Raw genomic sequence first — 15,914 nt, forward strand, 5'->3', positions numbered from 1 at the left:
CGCCCGTGGAGCCGGTGTTAGTCAGGGCGGAAGCTCTGCTGTCGGTGTCGAAGCGGGAACCCACCGAGGCGATCGCGTGTGAACGCGCACGACGCAGTAGGAATCCCCGGCCTTCAAGCCGGGGAGGACGTCAAATTGTGCGTGACCACGTCGTGCAGTTCGCGCGCGATGCGGGCCCGTTCCTGATCGGTGGCGAGCCGGCTCGCCGCGGCTCGCTCCGCCTCCTGCATCCGGGCGCGCTGGACGCGGGTGTGGGCGGCGTTCGCGGCGAGACCGAGCGGGATGAGCACGAGGAAGGGAAAGTAGTCGGGGATGATCTCGGGGATGCTCGCCTGGTGGCCGACGCCGAGGACCACGACCCCGCCGGCCAGGCCCGCCGCCGCCCAGGCCCGGTGCGGGCTGTACATCGCGGCGCTGTAACCGGCGATCAGGCAGGACGCGAAGGCGAACACCGTCAGGTCGTCGATGTGCACGCCGAGCTTCAGCAGCGCCGCCGCGGCGATGACGACGCCGTAGGTCGCCAACGGGAAGCGCCGGCGTGCGGCCAGAGGCAGCGCGGTGAGGACGGCCAGCGCCAGCTGCCAGCCGGCGACACTCACGCGGACGGCGATTAGGCGCGGCGCCACAAGGCCGCCCCGCCTCGGCACCCACCCGTCCGCCGGCTCGGCTGGGTCCGCCAACATGGGCGCGGGCGCGGGCGCGGGCACGGCCAGCGGCACCGGCGCTGGTCGGTCCGGTCGCTCGACGGACAGGACCTGACTCGCCCGTTGTTCCGGTACGGCGAGGAGACGGTCACCGTGGATGGCGGTCACCACGCCCAGGGCCAGTACCACGGCGAGGATCGCGTCGGCCACCCACGCCCAGACAGTGAGGCTGGCCGGGCCGGCCCGTTCCCGATGCCGCCGGAGCGCCGCCCAGATCACCGGCCCAGTCTGGCAAGGCCGGCGTCCGCCCACATCCGCCGAGGTGTGCAGCGGCTGTACATCGCCGGCCTACCTCGCAGGGATGACGTCGCACCCGATGCTCCGAGCGGAGCAGCGGACATCATCGCGACGGCCGACGCGCCCGCCCCGTGCCGGCCCCTAGCGTCCCGATCGACGCGGCCCGGATCACCTGGCGGACACCGCAGCCCGCGGGCTGGCACCGCTGGTCGTGACCTCGGGCGGTGAATCACCGCACGGGTGACCGGCCGCGCGCCGCGTCGTGGCCCACCGACCCGGACCTGTGGAGGACTCGTGCCCGCACCCCCAGCCATCGCCATCCATGAGATCACCAAGAGATACGACGATGCCGCGTCGGCGCTGTCCGGGCTCTCGCTCACCGTCGCGCCCGGCGAATCGCTGGCAATCGTCGGGCCGTCCGGCAGCGGCAAGTCGACGCTGCTCAACATGGTGGCCGGGCTGGACCGGCCGAGTAGCGGCAGCGTGACGGTCGACGGTGTGCGGGTCGACCGGCTGAGCGAGACCGCCGCGGCGAAGTTCCGTCGCGCGCGGATCGGAATGATCTTCCAATTTTTTAACCTGCTGAATGATCTGACGGTCCTCGACAACGTGCTGCTACCGGCCCAGCTCGCCGGCACACCGGCTGCCCGGGCGCGCGCCCGAGCCGACGAACTGCTCGGTTACCTCGGCATGGCCGGGCACGCCGGCGCCTACCCGGGACGGCTCTCCGGCGGCGAGCGCCAGCGGGTCGCCGTCGCCCGCGCACTGATGAACCGGCCCGCACTGCTCCTCGCGGACGAACCGACCGGCGCCCTGGACAGCGTTGCCGCCGTCCATGTCCGGGATCTGCTGGCCGCGGTCAACGCCGACGGGCAGACCATCCTCCTGGTCACCCACGACGCGGCGCTCGCCGCCTCGTGCGCGACCCGCACCGTCGAGCTGGTGGACGGGGCCGTCACCCGGGACACCGAGGTGACAGCCGGGCGCGCCACCGACGGGACCGTCGCCGGTGGCACCGACGGGACCGTCACCGGCGACCCGGCTCCGGTGTCCCGATGAAGCCGGCCGGCCCGCTGGGGTGTGTCGTGCTCGCCGGCGTCGGCCGGCGCCGGGCGCAGACGGCGGTGGTGGCACTGACCACGCTGCTCGCCGTGACGGCTTCGGTGCTCGCGCTCGGCCTGATCGCAGGGTCACGCGCGCCGTTCGACCGAGCGTTCGCCGCCCAGAACGGCGCCCATCTGACCGTCCAGTTCGACGCGACGAAGGTGACGGCCGCACGGATCGCCGCCACCGCGTCGGCAACGCCGGTGGCGCGGGCCGCCGGCCCGTTCCCGGTCGCCGAGCTGCGGCTGCGGATCTCCAGCGGCTCCGAGCTCCCCGCGGGGCTCGGACTGCCGCCCGTGACCGTCGTCGGCCGGGACCAGCCGGGCGGCGGCCCCGCTGCGATCGACCGGGTCGCCGTCCTCGAGGGCCGGTGGGCCACCCGCCGAGGAGAGATCGTTCTCGACCCGGACCGCCTGCCGCCCTCGCTGCTCGGAGCCCGGCTCGACCTGCCCACCTGCCCGGCGCCCCCGTCCTGACCGTGGTGGGACTAGCCCACTCGGCGGGGGGCAGCGCCCAGGCCTGGGTCGCCTCCGACGCCCTGGCGGCGCTGGTCCCGCGGGACGTCCCGGCCGGCTTCCAGATGCTCTACCGGTTCACCGCCGCCGGCACCGAGAACGCGATCGACTCCGGCCGGGCGGCGATCTCGGCGGGGATGCCCGCCGGCGCGGTCACCGGGAGCAGGTCCTACCTGGACGTCCGGGCCGGCGCCCTCGTCCGGACCGCGGTGTTCACGCCGTTCGTGGCCGCGTTCGGCGTCCTCGGCCTGGCCATGTCCGTGCTGATCGTCGGCACCGTCGTCGCGGGCGGCGTCGGCGCGACGATCTGGCGCACCGGCGTGCTCAGATCACTGGGGCTCACCCCGGCCCAGGCTGCCGGAGCACACGTCGCCCAGGTGCTGGTCCCCGCCGTGGGCGGTGTCGGGCTCGGCATCCTGTGCGGCAACCTGCTGGCCACGGTGGTCTTCGACGGGGCGCGGGAGGCCTACGGCACTGTCACGCCGTCCGTGCCGCTCTGGGTCGACGCGGCCGTCGGCGCGGGCGCGCTCATGCTCGTCACCGTCGCCGCGCTGCTGCCCGCCCTGAACGCCGGGCGGCGCAGCCCCGTCGACGCGATGCGGCTCGGGCGCGTGCCCCGCCCGGGCCGCGGCCGGTGGGCGGGCCGGCTCGCCGCTCGGCTGCCGCTGCCCCGGCCGGTGAGCCTGGGGCTCGCCCAGCCGTTCGCCCGTCCCGCCCGCTCGGGCGTGCTCGCCGTCGCGGTGGCCTTCGGTGCGCTCGGGGTCTCGTTCGCGGTCGGCCTGGCCACGACACTCGACTCCATCGCGGCGGACAACAGCCGGGACGAGGCCGGAGAGGTCGTCGTGGAGAGCCACGTCCGGATGGCGTCGGGCCCGAAGCCGGGAGCCGCGGAAGCGGAACCGGCCCCAGCCCCGGCACCCGCCGCGGACGTGGGCGAGGCGGCGGACGTGGCCGGGGTGATCGCGGCGCAGCCGGGTACCGCCCGCTTCTTCACCAGCGCGCACGCCGAGGTGTACGCGCTCGGGATCGTCGGGCCGGTGACGGTCACCGCCCACACCGGCGACTCATCCTGGGGCGCACGTCCGATGATCTCCGGTGACTGGTTCCGGGGGCCGGGCGAGGCGGTCGCCGACACGCGGTTCCTGGACGAGACCGGCGCGGGGATCGGCGACACCGTGACCGTCACCGACCACGGGGCGTCGGTGGCCCTGCGGATCGTCGGCGAGGTCTTCGATCTCGATGACGACACTGTCGACCTCGCCACCGACGAGACCTCGCTGCGCGGTCTCGATCTCGGCCTGGCCGTCGACAGTTTCAGCATCGATCTCCAGCCGGGGACCGACCTGGTGCGCTACGTCGGCACCCTGCAGGACGCGCTCGCCTCCCACCCGGCGGTGGTGCGGGCGAACATCGAGGAGGGCTCCGAGGTGATCGCGGTCATGGACGCGCTGATCGCCTCGCTCACGCTGCTCCTGGTGGTCGTCGCGGGCCTCGGCGTGCTCAACACCGTCGTCCTGGACACCCGGGAGCGTGTCCACGACCTCGGTGTCGTCAAGGCGGTGGGCATGACGCCGCGGCAGGTCCTCGCGATGGTGCTGACCTCGGCCGGGGGCATCGGCGTCTGCGCCGCGGCGATAGGGGTGCCGGCCGGCGTCGCGCTGCACCACCGCGTCGTCCCGCTGATGGGCACGGCCGCCAGGACCGGCATGCCACGGGCGTACATCGACGTGTACGGCCCGGTGGCCGCCGCCCTGCTGGTCCTCGGCGGCCTGCTGATCGCGGTGCTCGGCGCCCTGGTCCCGGCCGGCTGGGCGGCCGGGACCAGGGCCACGACCGCGCTGCGGGCCGAATGACGTGGATCCGCCCGGTCAGTGCTGGTTGATCAGGTACGCCACGTCGTTCTCGATGATCCGGTCCAGGTGCTCGGAGAGGACCGGATGGCCGGTGAACCGCTCGACGACGACGAGGCCCTTGGCGACCCGGTCCGTAGCACCGGCCAGGTCGACGTCCCGCAGGAGCGGCACGACCGCGTCGGGGACGGCGTCCGGCCCCGGTTCGAACGCGGCGAGCACCTCGCCCTCCCGGGCGAGCGAGAGCCGGGTGAGCGCGTTGATGTTCCAGAACATGCTCGCCGCCAGGCCGTGCCGGGAGACCGCGGACAGCACCGGGTGCCGGGAGCCCTGGAAGCCGTTGTCCTCGACGGCGAGCACCGCACGGTCGTCGCCGTCGAGCGGCAGGACCAGCACGTACGGGTCGGTGCGCTGGTCGGCGCGCAGCCGGGACAGCGAGCACGGCGCGCCGGGATCGGCGTCGAAGCAGCGCACGACGTCCTCGGGCGAGGCGCCGACCACGATGGTGAACGTGGCGGCCTCGCGGAAGGCGCTGCGCCGGCGCACCCACCGGTAGCGGGTCTCAGGCACCGTCACGACCGGCGGAAGCTCCTCGCCGCGCAGCCGGTGCCCCAGCTGGTCGGTGCGCCGGTGGACGGTCTCGGGCGCGGCCGGGGCGCTCCACACCACCAGCTCGTAGGTCTCGTCCTCGCCGGCGCCGTCCCGGCCGTGGGCGTAAACCCGCAGCCGGTAGTCCCCGGGCCAGGGCGGTGTCGTCAGGTGGCCGAGGTCGGCGGCCGAGCCGGCCCCGACGCCGACGCCCGTTGCTGTGGTGCCGCCGCCGCCGGCACTCGCTCCGGCGCCGGCCACCGCGGCGGCGCCGTTCGCGGCCGTCCAGCTCACGTCGACGATCTCGTCCCAGCGGACGGCGTCGGCGGGGACCGGCGGGGCCGGCGGCGTCGCCAGCACCCGCAGCGACACCCGTACCCGGCCCGTGCCCATGCCGGTCCGGACGAGGACACCGCCGGAGACGGCCTCCACCAGGCCGTTGCGGGCGAAACTCGGCGGATTCGGCAGCTCGCCCTCCACCAGCCCGAAGCAGTGCCCGTCGACGGTGACGCAGCCGGCGGCCTGCCGCGGCAGCCGGTACTCCGCGCGGCGCCGGGCCAGCAGCGCGGCCGGGTAGGCGAGCGGCATCGGCCGGCCGGGCAGCACCAGCGCGACGGACCCCACGGCCGTGCCGACGATCCCCGGCGCGCCGGTGCCGATCATCGGCGGGTCCAGCTCCCGCAGGACGGCGGCGGCGACGGTGACCGCGAGCGCCAGGTGAGCGGCCCCGTGCCGGGCGGCCAGGGTGGGCTCGTCGGCCAGCTCGTCCGGCGGCCCGAACAGGCTCCCGCCGAACGTGGACCCGCCGTTCGCGGTGCTGCCGAGTGCGGTGCCGTCGAGCGGGCGGTCGTCCGAGCCGTGGCCGTCGAGCGGGCTGGCCGCGGCAGGGTCGTCCGCCGCCAGCAGCGGGGCCACGGCGGGATGCTCGACCAGCGCGCGCAGGTAGCTGTGGATCAGATCGGACACCCCGGGATGGACCTCATCCAGGATCGCGACCGCCTGGACCGCCTCGGACTCGCCCGCGGCGGCCGCGGACGCGCGCGATCCGTTCCCGCCGCGCGGCCCGTTCGGCGGGGCGTCGACCAGGCCCCTGGCCAGGCCGCGCGGGGCGCGCAGCGGAAGCTCGTCGATGGCGAGCTCGAGCGCGCCGAGCAGTCGTTCCGGCAGGCGCGGCCCGGCCGAACGCAACGCGGTCAACACCGGTCCGGAGGGTGCGGGCGGGAGCGGGACCGGAGCGGGCGCCGTCGCGCCGAGCCGGCCGAGCTCAGCCGCGGGGGTGGGCGGAATATGGGCCACCAGCTGCGGAAATACCTCCGCGATGACGTGCGCGAGCGGATCCAGGAGGTCCGCCGGCAGCTCGACGGTCTGCTCGGGGAGGGAAATCTGACGGCTTTCCAGGTCCGGTCGAAACACTCACGAAACTTTACTGACCGGCTGCTCTTTTCGGCTTGATCGGCGCTCTGACAGCGTGACGATCAGGCAACACACATTCGTGGGGATCGGCCGCGGGTACCGGGGCCTCGCATATTTCTGACACCGGTGGCCGCGGTCAGATGTTTGTGTCGAAGCAGGTGGCACCCTGTTTGAACTGGTACGGCGCGGAAATGATCCGGACTGTGGCGGCGCGAAACCGACAGCGCCGCCGCCGCCCGTCGCCGGCGCCCTGCCCACCGGGCATGGCGCCGGCCGTTCCACCATCGGGCCAGGCAGCGGCCCTGATCAGCGTTCCTCAGCCGGCCCGGCTGCCCAGGCCGACGGCGTAGTCCGGCCAGAACTGGCCGGCGGCGGGGCCGCCGTTGCAGGTGCCGTCCGACTCCCCGGGGATCTTCACCCAGAAGAATGCGTCGACGTCGCTGTCGCCCGTCGCGGCGGTGGGCGGCGTTCCGAGCGCGCGGCCGGGCGGGTTGCACCAGGCGTTGTCCGGCGCCGGGCCCAGCCCGTTGCGACTGGTGTCCACGACGAAGTGGGCTCCGCCGCCCAGCGCGGCGTTGACCGCGTCACCGAAGGCGACTTCGCTGGTGGTGGTACCGAAGTTCGACACGTTCAGCGCGAATCCGCGTGCCCGGTCGACGCCCGCCGACTTCAGTCGGGCGGCGATGGTGGCGGCGCTGTGCCAGCCGGCGTTGCCGGCGTCGAGGTAGACGGTCGCCCCGGCGGCGTTCAGGACGTCGACCGCGTTCGACAGCATCCCGTAGCGCGTCTGCTGGTCGGCGGGGGAGAGGCAGTCGATCTGGGCGATGGCGTCGGGCTCGAGCACGACCGCGGCCGGCCCGCCGGCGAGCCCGGCGGCAAAGGCGGCGATCCAGTCGCGATAACCCTGCGCGCCGCCGGCGCCGCCGGCGGAATAGCTTCCGCAGTCGCGGTTCGGAATCGCGTAGGCCACGAAGACGGGCAGCGCGCCGTTACCCCTGATGGTGCTGGCCCGGCCGGCCACGTTGCGCTGGGTCGTGGCCGGATCGGCATATCCGAACCAGTCCGCGTGCGCGCCACGCAGAATCTTCTCCAGCGCAGCGATGGCGGAGGGATTCCCGCCGCGCAGCGCGTTGATCGCGGCGGCGACCTGGTCCGCGGGATCGATGTAGAACCGGGCGCCGGCGAACGGGTTCCCCGCGACCGCGGCGGCGGGCGCCGGCGGCGCCGCCACCGGCAGGGCCTGCGCGGCGGCGGGCGGCGGAGCGCTCATGAGCGCGGCCGTGGGCACCTGTACCGCGGTGAGCCCGGAGGCAGCCGGCCGCGCGGGTGCGGTGGCGGTGGGCCCGGTCGTGTGGACGGCGGCGGGCGGGGGCACGCGGCCGGCCGCGGTCGCCGCGAGCGCGTCCACCGCGGAGTCGGAGCCGTCGGGGCCCGCGAGGCCCCGACCGAGACCGACCCCACCGAGTAGCGTCAGCGCCGCGGTGACCGCGAACGCCGTGCGGGCGAGCTGGCCATCGAGCAACGGCCGCCGCGATCCGTGCGCGCCGCTCGAGCGCGCGCCGGCCGGGCGTGCCGCGGCCGGGCGCCTCGCGGTTGAGTGCCTCGTGGCCGGGCGAGCCGTGGTCCGGTGAGCGCTCGCCGGGTGATTGGTCGCCGGGTGATTGGTCTCCGGGTGAATCGACGTCTGGTGATCGGTGTCCGCGCCAACGGCGGCGTCGTCGCCGAAGCCGTATTCGACGGTGCGCGGCCGGGCGGCGGGATTCCTCATGGGGCGAGCCGCGGGCACGTGCCCTCCCGTCTTCACAATGCGTTGCCTCGGTGGGTCCCCTCCCGCCCAGAACTGTAGCAGTGCTAGGCGCGGGAACATGACCGTGCTCATCGAGAATGAGGCAACATCCTGTGTCGGGAAATCCAATTCCGCCCCAACGTGCCCGACCGGTGGGTGTCCGGCGGGTTCGTGCCCGTGCACGGATCTACTCTTACGTGACTGCTGGTCTGGCTCATACCCGGCGGCCGGTCCAGGTCTGGTCCGGCCGGGGCGGGCCGCCAGCCCACAGCGAATTCCGTGGCGCCGGTAATCGTCGTCCGGGGGTAGCCCGTAGGTGCCGGGCGGGGCGGTTCGCGGCGGCGCCGGTCCGCCCACCGTCGATGCTGGGCGTGAGCTTCAATGTGACGTAGTCGTCACGGTGACGACTGTTGCGCGCGAGTGGGCATCGGTGCAATGCGCCGCATCCCGGTGGTGCCGCAGATTCAGGGTGCTGTGACGGTCTTCATGAGCGCGTCGGCGGCCAGTTCGTAGCCGAGCGGGCCGAGCCCGGCGATGATTCCGGCGGCCAGCGGCGAGATGACCGATTCGTGCCGGAACGATTCACGAGCCCACACGTTCGACAGGTGCACCTCGATCCACGGCCGCGGGTAGTTGGCCAGCGCGTCGCGCAGGCTCCAGCCGGCGACCATGAGCGCACCCGGGTTGACGACCGCACCCACGGAGTCGTAGTTGTCCTGGATGGCGTGGATCAGCTCGCCCTCGGACTCGCGCTGGATCGACACGATCTTCCAGCCCCGGGCGGCGACCCGCGCGGCCATGGCCTCCTCAATGTCGCGGAGTGTGGCCGTTCCGTAGATCTCGGGCTGGCGCCTGCCGAGAATCCCGAGGTTCGGGCCGTTCAGCAGGAGAAGATTGCTCACAGCGTACCTCTGCAAGGGTGTAGCGGATGTCCGGGCACGGTGTTTATAACAGGGCCCGCGCTTCTCTCCCGATCGGGGCCCGGCTCTGCGGCGCTGCTCCTACCCGCTCTCGTCCGGATTCGCAAGCTCGATGGTGGTGGGGACCCGTGGTGTCGGGGTGGTGACAGCGTCGTCCGCGGACATCCGGGAGAGCGCTGCCGGTTGCCTGGTGTTCCCGTAGTACCGTCCTTTGCGCACCGGGTTCGATGGATTTTGTCCGCCGAAGGCCGGCATGGGGGGGCTGTCGACATCGCCGCAGCCTCGCAGGCATCTGTATCCGTCATGAAGGGTTAGGTATATGAGCGACAGTCGACGCCCGGCGCCCGAGTTTCCCGCCTGGCCGCAGTTCGACAGCGCGGAACGTGACGGACTGATCCGCGCGCTGGAACAGGGTCAGTGGTGGCGCATGGGCGGTGGCGAGGTCGACGCGTTCGAGCGGGAGTTCGCCGAGTACCACGGCTCGCGCTACGCCCTCGCGGTGACGAACGGCACTCACGCGCTCGAGCTGGCGCTGCAGGTGCTCGGGGTCGGCCCCGGCACGGAGGTCATCGTCCCCGGGTTCACGTTCATCTCCTCGTCGCAGGCGGCCCAGCGGCTCGGTGCCGTCGCCGTCCCGGTCGACGTCGACCTCGACACCTACTGCATCGACCCGGCGGCGGTGGAGACCGCGATCACACCGCGGACGAAGGCGATCATGCCGGTCCACATGGCCGGTCACCTGTCGGACATGGACGCGCTCGCCAAGATCTCCGCGAACACCGGTGTCCCGATCATCCAGGACGCCGCGCACGCCCACGGCACGCAGTGGCAGGGCCGCAAGGTCGGCGAGCACGGCAGCGTCGCGGCCTTCAGCTTCCAGAACGGCAAGCTGATGACGGCCGGCGAGGGCGGTGCGGTGACCTTCCCGGACGCCGAGCTGTACGAGCAGGCGTTCCTGCGGCACAGCTGTGGCCGTCCGCGGACGGATCGCCGCTACTTCCACCAGACGTCCGGCTCGAACTTCCGGATGAACGAGTTCTCGGCATCCGTGCTGCGCGCGCAGCTCGCCCGGCTCGGCGGCCAGATCGACACCCGTGAGCAGCGCTGGCCGGTGCTGTCCGGCCTGCTCGCAGAGATCCCCGGCGTGGTCCCGCAGGGCCGCGACCCGCGCTGTGACCGCAACTCGCACTACATGGCGATGTTCCGGCTGCCCGGAGTCGGTGAGGAGCGGCGCAACGCCCTCGTCGACGCGCTGATCGAGCGTGGCCTGCCGGCGTTCGCGGCGTTCCGCTCGATCTACCGTTCGGACGGCTTCTGGGAGACCGGCGCGCCCGACGAGACCGTGGACCAGATCGCCGCGCGCTGCCCGAACGTCGAGGCGCTGAGCGCGGACGGCATCTGGCTGCACCACCGCACGCTGCTCGGCACCGAGGAGCAGATGCACGACATCGCGGCGATCATCGCCGAGACGCTGGCGGACGCGTGACGACGACCGTGAGCTCGCCGGCCGCTCCGGCCGCTCCGAGTACGCCTGCGGCGGCGCCGTCGGCGGCCCCGGTGCCCGCGGAGGCCCTCGGGTCCGGGGAGGCCCTCGTCTCCGCGAGCGCCCTGGCCTCGTCCGAGGCCCTGATGGCGTCGCAGGCTCTGGCCTCCGCCGAGGCCCTGGCGGCGCCGGTGGCCCCGCCGTCCGTCGCGTCATCGGTGACCGTGGTCTCCGCGGCCCCGGGCCGGGTGCGCGTCGCCGTGGTCGGGCTCGGCTGGGCCGGGCGGTCGATCTGGCTGCCCCGCCTGCGCGAGCACGCCGCGTACGACGTGGTCGCGCTGGTCGACCCCGACGCGGCGGCCCGGGCCGAGCTGGCCGCGGCGCTGGACGGCCAGGCACCGGTCGGGTTGTTCGACGACCCCGACGCGCTGCGACGGGCCGAGGTGGACCTCGCCGTCGTGGCGGTCCCCAACCACCTGCACAGCTTTGTAGCCGCACGGTTGCTAAACGTCGGGATTCCGGTCTTCCTGGAGAAGCCCGTCTGCCTCAGCACCGCCGAGGCCGACACCCTGGCCGCCGCCGAGCTGGCCGGCGGGGCGATGCTGCTGGCCGGCAGCGCGTCCCGCTTCCGGGCCGACACCCGCGCGCTCTACGACCTCGCCGGGCGGCTCGGTGAGATCCGGCACGTGGACGTCTCGTGGGTGCGCGCCCGCGGTGTTCCCGACGCCGGCGGCTGGTTCACCCAGCGCAGCCTCGCCGGGGGCGGGGCGCTGGTCGACCTCGGCTGGCACCTGCTCGACGCGGTCGCGCCGTTCGTGGGCACGGACGGCTTCACCCAGGCCGTCGGGACCGTCTCCAGCGACTTCGTCGCCAACGCCGCCTGGGGCGCGGCCTGGCGGCACGAGGACGCCGCCCAGTCCCGGGCCGGAGGCGACGTTGAGGACACGGTCCGCGCGTTCCTCGTCGCGGACAGTGGTGTGTCGGTGTCGCTGCGCGCGAGCTGGGCGTCGCACCAGGCGCTCGACGCGACGGTGATCCGGGTCGAGGGCAGCGCCGGCACGGCCGAGCTGCGCTGCACCTTCGGCTTCAGCCCGAACCGGCATCCCGCGTCCACGCTGACCTGGACGAAGGACGGCGTGGACAGCGCCGTCGACGTCGTCACCGAGCCGATCGGCGCCGAGTACCGCCGCCAGCTCGACGAGCTCCCGGCGCTGCTCGCCGACGCCGGGCAGCGCGGCCGGGCCGTCGCCCAGGCCCGGTCGACGATCGCCGCCATCGAGCGGGTCTACGACTCCGCGCGACCGCGGAACCACGCCATCCCGGCCGCCCGGGCCGCGTTCTGACGCCGCGAGCACCCACCGCCGACCGCAACGCCGAGCCTTGGGGGGGAACCGATGGGCACCCACGCGATCGTTTTCGACCTTGACGGTGTGATCGTCGACAGCCACGCCGTCATGCGCGAGGCGTTCATGATCGCCTATGCCGAGGTGGTCGGGCCAGGCCCCGCGCCGTTCGAGGAGTACAACCGCCATCTCGGACGGTACTTCCCGGACATCATGCGGATCATGGGCCTGCCGCTCGAGATGGAGGAGCCGTTCGTCCGGGAGAGCTACCGGCTCTCCCGCAAGGTCCTGCTTTTCGAGGGCGTCCGGGAACTGCTCGGCGACCTGCGCGAGCGCGGCCTGCGGCTCGCGGTGGCGACGGGCAAGAGCGGCCCGCGGGCCCGCGCGCTGCTCACCGAGCTGGAGATCGTTGACTACTTCGAACGGGTCATCGGCTCCGACGAGGTGGCCCACCCCAAGCCGGCCCCGGACATCGTCCTGCTCGCCCTCGACGTGCTCGGCGCCGCGCCCGGCGAGGCGATGATGATCGGCGACGCGGTGACCGACATCCAGAGCGCCCGCGGCGCCGGAGTGCGGGCGGTCGCCGCGATGTGGGGGGAGACCGACGAGGCCGAGCTGTTGGCGGCCGGGCCCGACTCGGTGCTGCGCTCCCCGCGTGAGCTCCTCGGCCTACTCGGTGACCACCGCGCGGTGTGAACGCTGCGCCGTGAGAACGGCGCGGTGTGTGGATGGCCGTCGGCGGGGCCCGGGTTTTCGCGTCGGGCCCCGCCGGTCACCGGCCGGCTCACCCCGTCCGGAGCACGCTCCGGGCCGGGTCGAGACCTAGGTGGTCGGCGCGGCGTTCCCGGTCGAGGTCGCGGCCGTCGCCGCGTCCCTCATCGGCGTGGCGGGCGAGGATCACCGCGCCCGCCAGCGATGACAGCCCGCCCAGCGCCGCCGCCCGGACGGGCACCGGCGGATGGCCCGGCCGGGCCATCGCCTGGGCCTGCACGGTGATCGCGTCGACGAGCCCGGGCAGCCCGTCCGCGAACCCGCCGCCGACCACCGCGAGATCCGGCCGCACCAGCTCGGTCAGCCCGACCAGCGCGCCCGCGATCGCGCGCGCCGTCGTCCCGACCGCGGCGCGGGCCCAGCCCGCACCCTCCACCCAGGCCTCGCGCAGCTCCGGATAGGTCACCTCGGCGGCCGCGGCCGGTTCGTCTGACGCGCCTGGTTCGCCTGACGCGCCCGGTCGGGCGGTGGCGCGTAGTTCGGTGGCCCGGCGCAGCGTGGCCGGTCCGGACGCGAGGGCCTGCAGGCAGCCGTCCCGCCCGCATCGGCACCGCGGCCCGTCCAGCGCCACGATGAGATGGCCGATCTCGCACGAGCCGCGCGCGGTGCCGGGGCAGAGCCGTCCGTCGAGCACGATGCCGCCGCCGATGCCCGTGCCGACCCCCACGTAGACCAGGTTCGCGCTGCCGGCATGGTCCGCTTCGGCAAGCGCGGCGAGGTCACCGTCGTCGCCGAGGGCCATCGGCGCGCCCGCGGCGAGCTCGCGAACCGCCTGACCGAGGTCCAGGCCTGTCCACGACGGCCGGCTCGGCCAGGCCGTGACCCGACCGGACGGGTCGACCGTCGCCGGCATCGCGACGCCGACGCCGGCCAGCCGCCCGCCCCACTCGCCGAGCAGCGCCGCCACGCCCGCCCCGAGATCGCGCAGGTCGGTCTCGGCCGGCACGCCCGCCGACCACCGGAAGCTCGCCTCACGGGGCGCGCCGCCGACCGGCACCAGCCGCAGCGCGACCTTGGTGCCACCGACGTCGATGCCGAGATGGCCGACCGTGCCGGCTGCGCCGGCTGGGCTGGCAGCGTCGGCCGCGCCGGCGGGGCTCACCGCGCGCCCGGCAGGCCGAAGAAGGCGCGGTACAGGTCGACCTGTTCGGCCAGCATGTGGATGCCCGGATGGGCGGGCAGACCGCGCTCGGCCGCCGCCTGCAGCAGCCGGGTGCGCGCCGGCTTCATGATGATGTCCGCCACGACGCAGCCCGCCGGCAGCATCGCGGGGTCGAACGGCAACGGGTCGGCCGGGCGCAGCCCGAGCGGGGTGGCGTTCACGATCAGATCGACCTGCCCGGCCGGAGTGGGCGCCGCCGCCGCACCAGCCCGACCGGGCCAGTGCGCGTTCAGCCGTCCCAGCAGTTCGCCCGAACGGGCGGTGTCGGGATCGTGGAGGGCCAGGCTCGCGCAGCCGGCCTCGAGCAGCGCCACCGCGATCGCGCTGCCGGCCCCGCCCGCACCGGCCAGGTGGACCCGGGCCCCCGCCACGCGATGCCCCGCGCGGGCCAGGCCGCGGACGAAGCCGGCGCCGTCGAAGTTGTCGGCCAGCCACCGCCCGTCCGGCTCGCGCCGCAGGGCGTTCGCGCTGCCGCTTATCCGCGCCGCGGCGGAGCGGACGTCCGCCAGCTCCGCAGCTGCGACCTTGTGCGGGATCGTGATCAGGATGCCGTCCAGGTTGGCCATGGCACACAGCCCGGCCAGCACCGTCGGGAAGTCACGCGGGCGCGCGTGCACGGGCACCAGGACGGCGTCCAGGCCCGCCTCGGCGAACACCGGGTTCACCAGCATCGGCGCCTGGACCTGCTCGACCGGGTCACCGACGACGGCGTACAGCCGGGTCGTCCCGGTGATCTCCCGCGGCCGCGTGGGCTCCCGCCGATCCGGATCCGGGGCGGCCAGCGTCACCGACCCCCGCGCCATGCCGGTCATGCCGCCTCGCGTTCCATCGCGCCCAGCGTCGCGACCACCAGGTCGGCCGGGACGTCCGGAACCAGCCGGGGGCCGTCCGCCGAGTCGAGGACGAAGGTGAGGCCGGTGTTCGTGGACTTGCCGGTGTTCGTGGACTTCTTGTCCAGCCGCATGGCGGCGACGAGCGCCGCCGTGTCGGCCCCGGCGGGCAGCGCCGTCGGCAGTCCGTAGTGCGAGACCACCTCGAAGTGCTCGTCGGCGCGCCGGTCGTCGATCAGGCCCAGCGCGGCGGCGAGCCGACCGGCGAAGACCGTCCCGACCGCTACGCCCTCGCCGTGCCGCACCTCGAAGCCGGTGACGATCTCCAGCGCGTGGCCCAGGGTGTGCCCGTAGTTGAGGATGTGGCGCAGGCCGGAGTCGCGCTCGTCGCGAGCCACGACCGAGGCCTTGAGCGCCACGCTGCGCGCGATCTGCTCCTCGACGGGACGTCCGCGCAGGTCGCCGGCGCCGATGAAGTGTGCCCGCGCGATCTCCCCGTAGCCGTTGGTCCACTCGCGCGCGGGCAGCGTCGCCAGGTAGTCGGTGTCGCACAGCACGGCGCTGGGCTGCCAGTAGGCGCCGACCAGGTTCTTGCCGGCCGGCAGGTTCACTGCCGTCTTGCCGCCGACGCTCGCGTCGACCTGCGCCAGCAGCGACGTCGGGAGGTGGATAACCGCGATACCACGGTGGTAGAGCGCCGCCGCGAGCCCGACGACGTCGGTCGTCGTCCCGCCGCCGCAGGAGACCACCGCGTCCGTGCGAGTCAGGCCGAACGCCGCGAACCGCTCGCAGAGCGCCTGGACGTTGGCCAGGTTCTTGTCCGGCTCGCCGTCGCGGGCGGCGACGCGCAGCGCCGGGACCCCGGGATCGGGTACCGCGTCGTCCTCTGGCCGGGCCGAGACGATCACGACCCGGGACGCGCTGATCCGGGCGACGACCTCCGGCAGCGTGCGCCGGACGCCGGGCCCGATGTCGACGGGATAGCCGCGGTCGCCGAGCTCGACCCACACCCGGTGCGTCCCGGGCCCGCCGGCACGGTCGCCGTGCCCGGCTGTCTCGGACGGTGCCGTCATCACGGTCCTTCCGGTGTCAGCTCGGCCGGGCGCGGATGTCAGAGACACGACAGCACCGGCTGAGTCACGTAGCGATATTTGTGGTCGAGTCTGCACCCTGAGATCTCTGATGGCCCAAGTGGGGGAGTGGTAGAA

At 74.1% G+C, this 15,914-nt stretch carries 13 protein-coding genes; 6 read left to right on the top strand and 7 right to left on the bottom strand.

The genetic code is table 11. The annotated features are described in order from the left end of the window. Positions 1-113: 113 nt before the first annotated feature. The gene (locus tag MXD62_RS27705) at positions 114-923 is read right to left on the bottom strand and encodes a histidine kinase (RefSeq protein WP_248832335.1); all 810 of its coding nucleotides are present in this window, start codon (positions 921-923) and stop codon (positions 114-116) included. A 312-nt stretch (positions 924-1,235) separates the two neighbouring features. Here MXD62_RS27705 and MXD62_RS27710 point away from each other — a divergent pair, with 312 nt between their 5' ends. From MXD62_RS27710 to MXD62_RS27720, 3 genes are read left to right on the top strand one after another with little or no spacing between them, the layout of a single operon-like run. Continuing rightward, entirely contained in the window at positions 1,236-2,000 is a 765-nt protein-coding gene (locus MXD62_RS27710) for an ABC transporter ATP-binding protein (protein ID WP_248832336.1), read from the top strand. Continuing rightward, a complete protein-coding gene (locus MXD62_RS27715; RefSeq protein ID WP_248832337.1) occupies positions 1,997-2,521 on the top strand; it encodes a hypothetical protein in 525 nt (174 codons plus the stop codon). Before MXD62_RS27710 ends, MXD62_RS27715 begins: the two co-directional genes overlap by 4 nt. A gap of 5 nt (positions 2,522-2,526) precedes the next feature. Beyond that, positions 2,527-4,413 carry an ABC transporter permease gene (locus tag MXD62_RS27720; RefSeq protein WP_248832338.1) on the top strand — a complete coding sequence of 629 codons (1,887 nt, stop codon included), beginning with the start codon at positions 2,527-2,529 and terminating at the stop codon, positions 4,411-4,413. Positions 4,414-4,428: 15 nt separating this feature from the next. Here the strand turns inward: MXD62_RS27720 and MXD62_RS27725 are convergent, their stop codons facing one another. The 3 genes from MXD62_RS27725 to MXD62_RS27735 form a co-directional block, all read right to left on the bottom strand. Next, positions 4,429-6,411 carry a DUF6461 domain-containing protein gene (locus MXD62_RS27725; RefSeq protein WP_248832339.1) on the bottom strand — a complete coding sequence of 661 codons (1,983 nt, stop codon included), beginning with the start codon at positions 6,409-6,411 and terminating at the stop codon, positions 4,429-4,431. A gap of 316 nt (positions 6,412-6,727) precedes the next feature. Next, complete coding sequence (locus MXD62_RS27730) at positions 6,728-7,933, bottom strand: glycoside hydrolase family 6 protein (protein ID WP_248832340.1); 1,206 nt, start codon at positions 7,931-7,933, stop codon at positions 6,728-6,730. 728 nt (positions 7,934-8,661) lie between these two features. Then, on the bottom strand, positions 8,662-9,099 hold the full coding sequence (locus MXD62_RS27735; RefSeq protein ID WP_020459269.1) for a type II 3-dehydroquinate dehydratase: 438 nt from the start codon (positions 9,097-9,099) through the stop codon (positions 8,662-8,664). Positions 9,100-9,436: 337 nt separating this feature from the next. Between MXD62_RS27735 and MXD62_RS27740 the strand changes: the two genes are divergently transcribed. The 3 genes from MXD62_RS27740 to MXD62_RS27750 all read left to right on the top strand — a co-directional run bounded on the left by MXD62_RS27740 (position 9,437) and on the right by MXD62_RS27750 (position 12,639). After that, the gene (locus MXD62_RS27740; RefSeq protein WP_248832341.1) at positions 9,437-10,603 is read left to right on the top strand and encodes a DegT/DnrJ/EryC1/StrS family aminotransferase; all 1,167 of its coding nucleotides are present in this window, start codon (positions 9,437-9,439) and stop codon (positions 10,601-10,603) included. A 245-nt stretch (positions 10,604-10,848) separates the two neighbouring features. Then, a complete protein-coding gene (locus MXD62_RS27745; RefSeq protein ID WP_248832364.1) occupies positions 10,849-11,943 on the top strand; it encodes a Gfo/Idh/MocA family protein in 1,095 nt (364 codons plus the stop codon). A gap of 51 nt (positions 11,944-11,994) precedes the next feature. Beyond that, a complete protein-coding gene (locus tag MXD62_RS27750) occupies positions 11,995-12,639 on the top strand; it encodes an HAD-IA family hydrolase (protein ID WP_020459272.1) in 645 nt (214 codons plus the stop codon). A gap of 88 nt (positions 12,640-12,727) precedes the next feature. Here the strand turns inward: MXD62_RS27750 and MXD62_RS27755 are convergent, their stop codons facing one another. The 3 genes from MXD62_RS27755 to MXD62_RS27765 are packed head-to-tail and all read right to left on the bottom strand — an operon-like array spanning position 12,728 to position 15,779. Continuing rightward, positions 12,728-13,816: an ROK family protein gene (locus MXD62_RS27755; RefSeq protein WP_248832342.1), complete on the bottom strand. Its 1,089-nt coding sequence runs from the start codon at positions 13,814-13,816 to the stop codon at positions 12,728-12,730. Beyond that, the gene (locus MXD62_RS27760) at positions 13,813-14,688 is read right to left on the bottom strand and encodes a shikimate dehydrogenase (RefSeq protein WP_248832343.1); all 876 of its coding nucleotides are present in this window, start codon (positions 14,686-14,688) and stop codon (positions 13,813-13,815) included. The genes MXD62_RS27755 and MXD62_RS27760 overlap by 4 nt, the downstream gene beginning before the upstream one ends. Further along, complete coding sequence (locus tag MXD62_RS27765) at positions 14,685-15,779, bottom strand: 3-dehydroquinate synthase family protein (RefSeq protein ID WP_248832344.1); 1,095 nt, start codon at positions 15,777-15,779, stop codon at positions 14,685-14,687. Before MXD62_RS27765 ends, MXD62_RS27760 begins: the two co-directional genes overlap by 4 nt. Between the last annotated feature and the right edge of the window lie 135 nt (positions 15,780-15,914).

It is taken from the genome of Frankia sp. Mgl5 (assembly GCF_023242985.1).
Classification (GTDB): Bacteria; Actinomycetota; Actinomycetes; order Frankiales; family Frankiaceae; genus Parafrankia; species Parafrankia soli.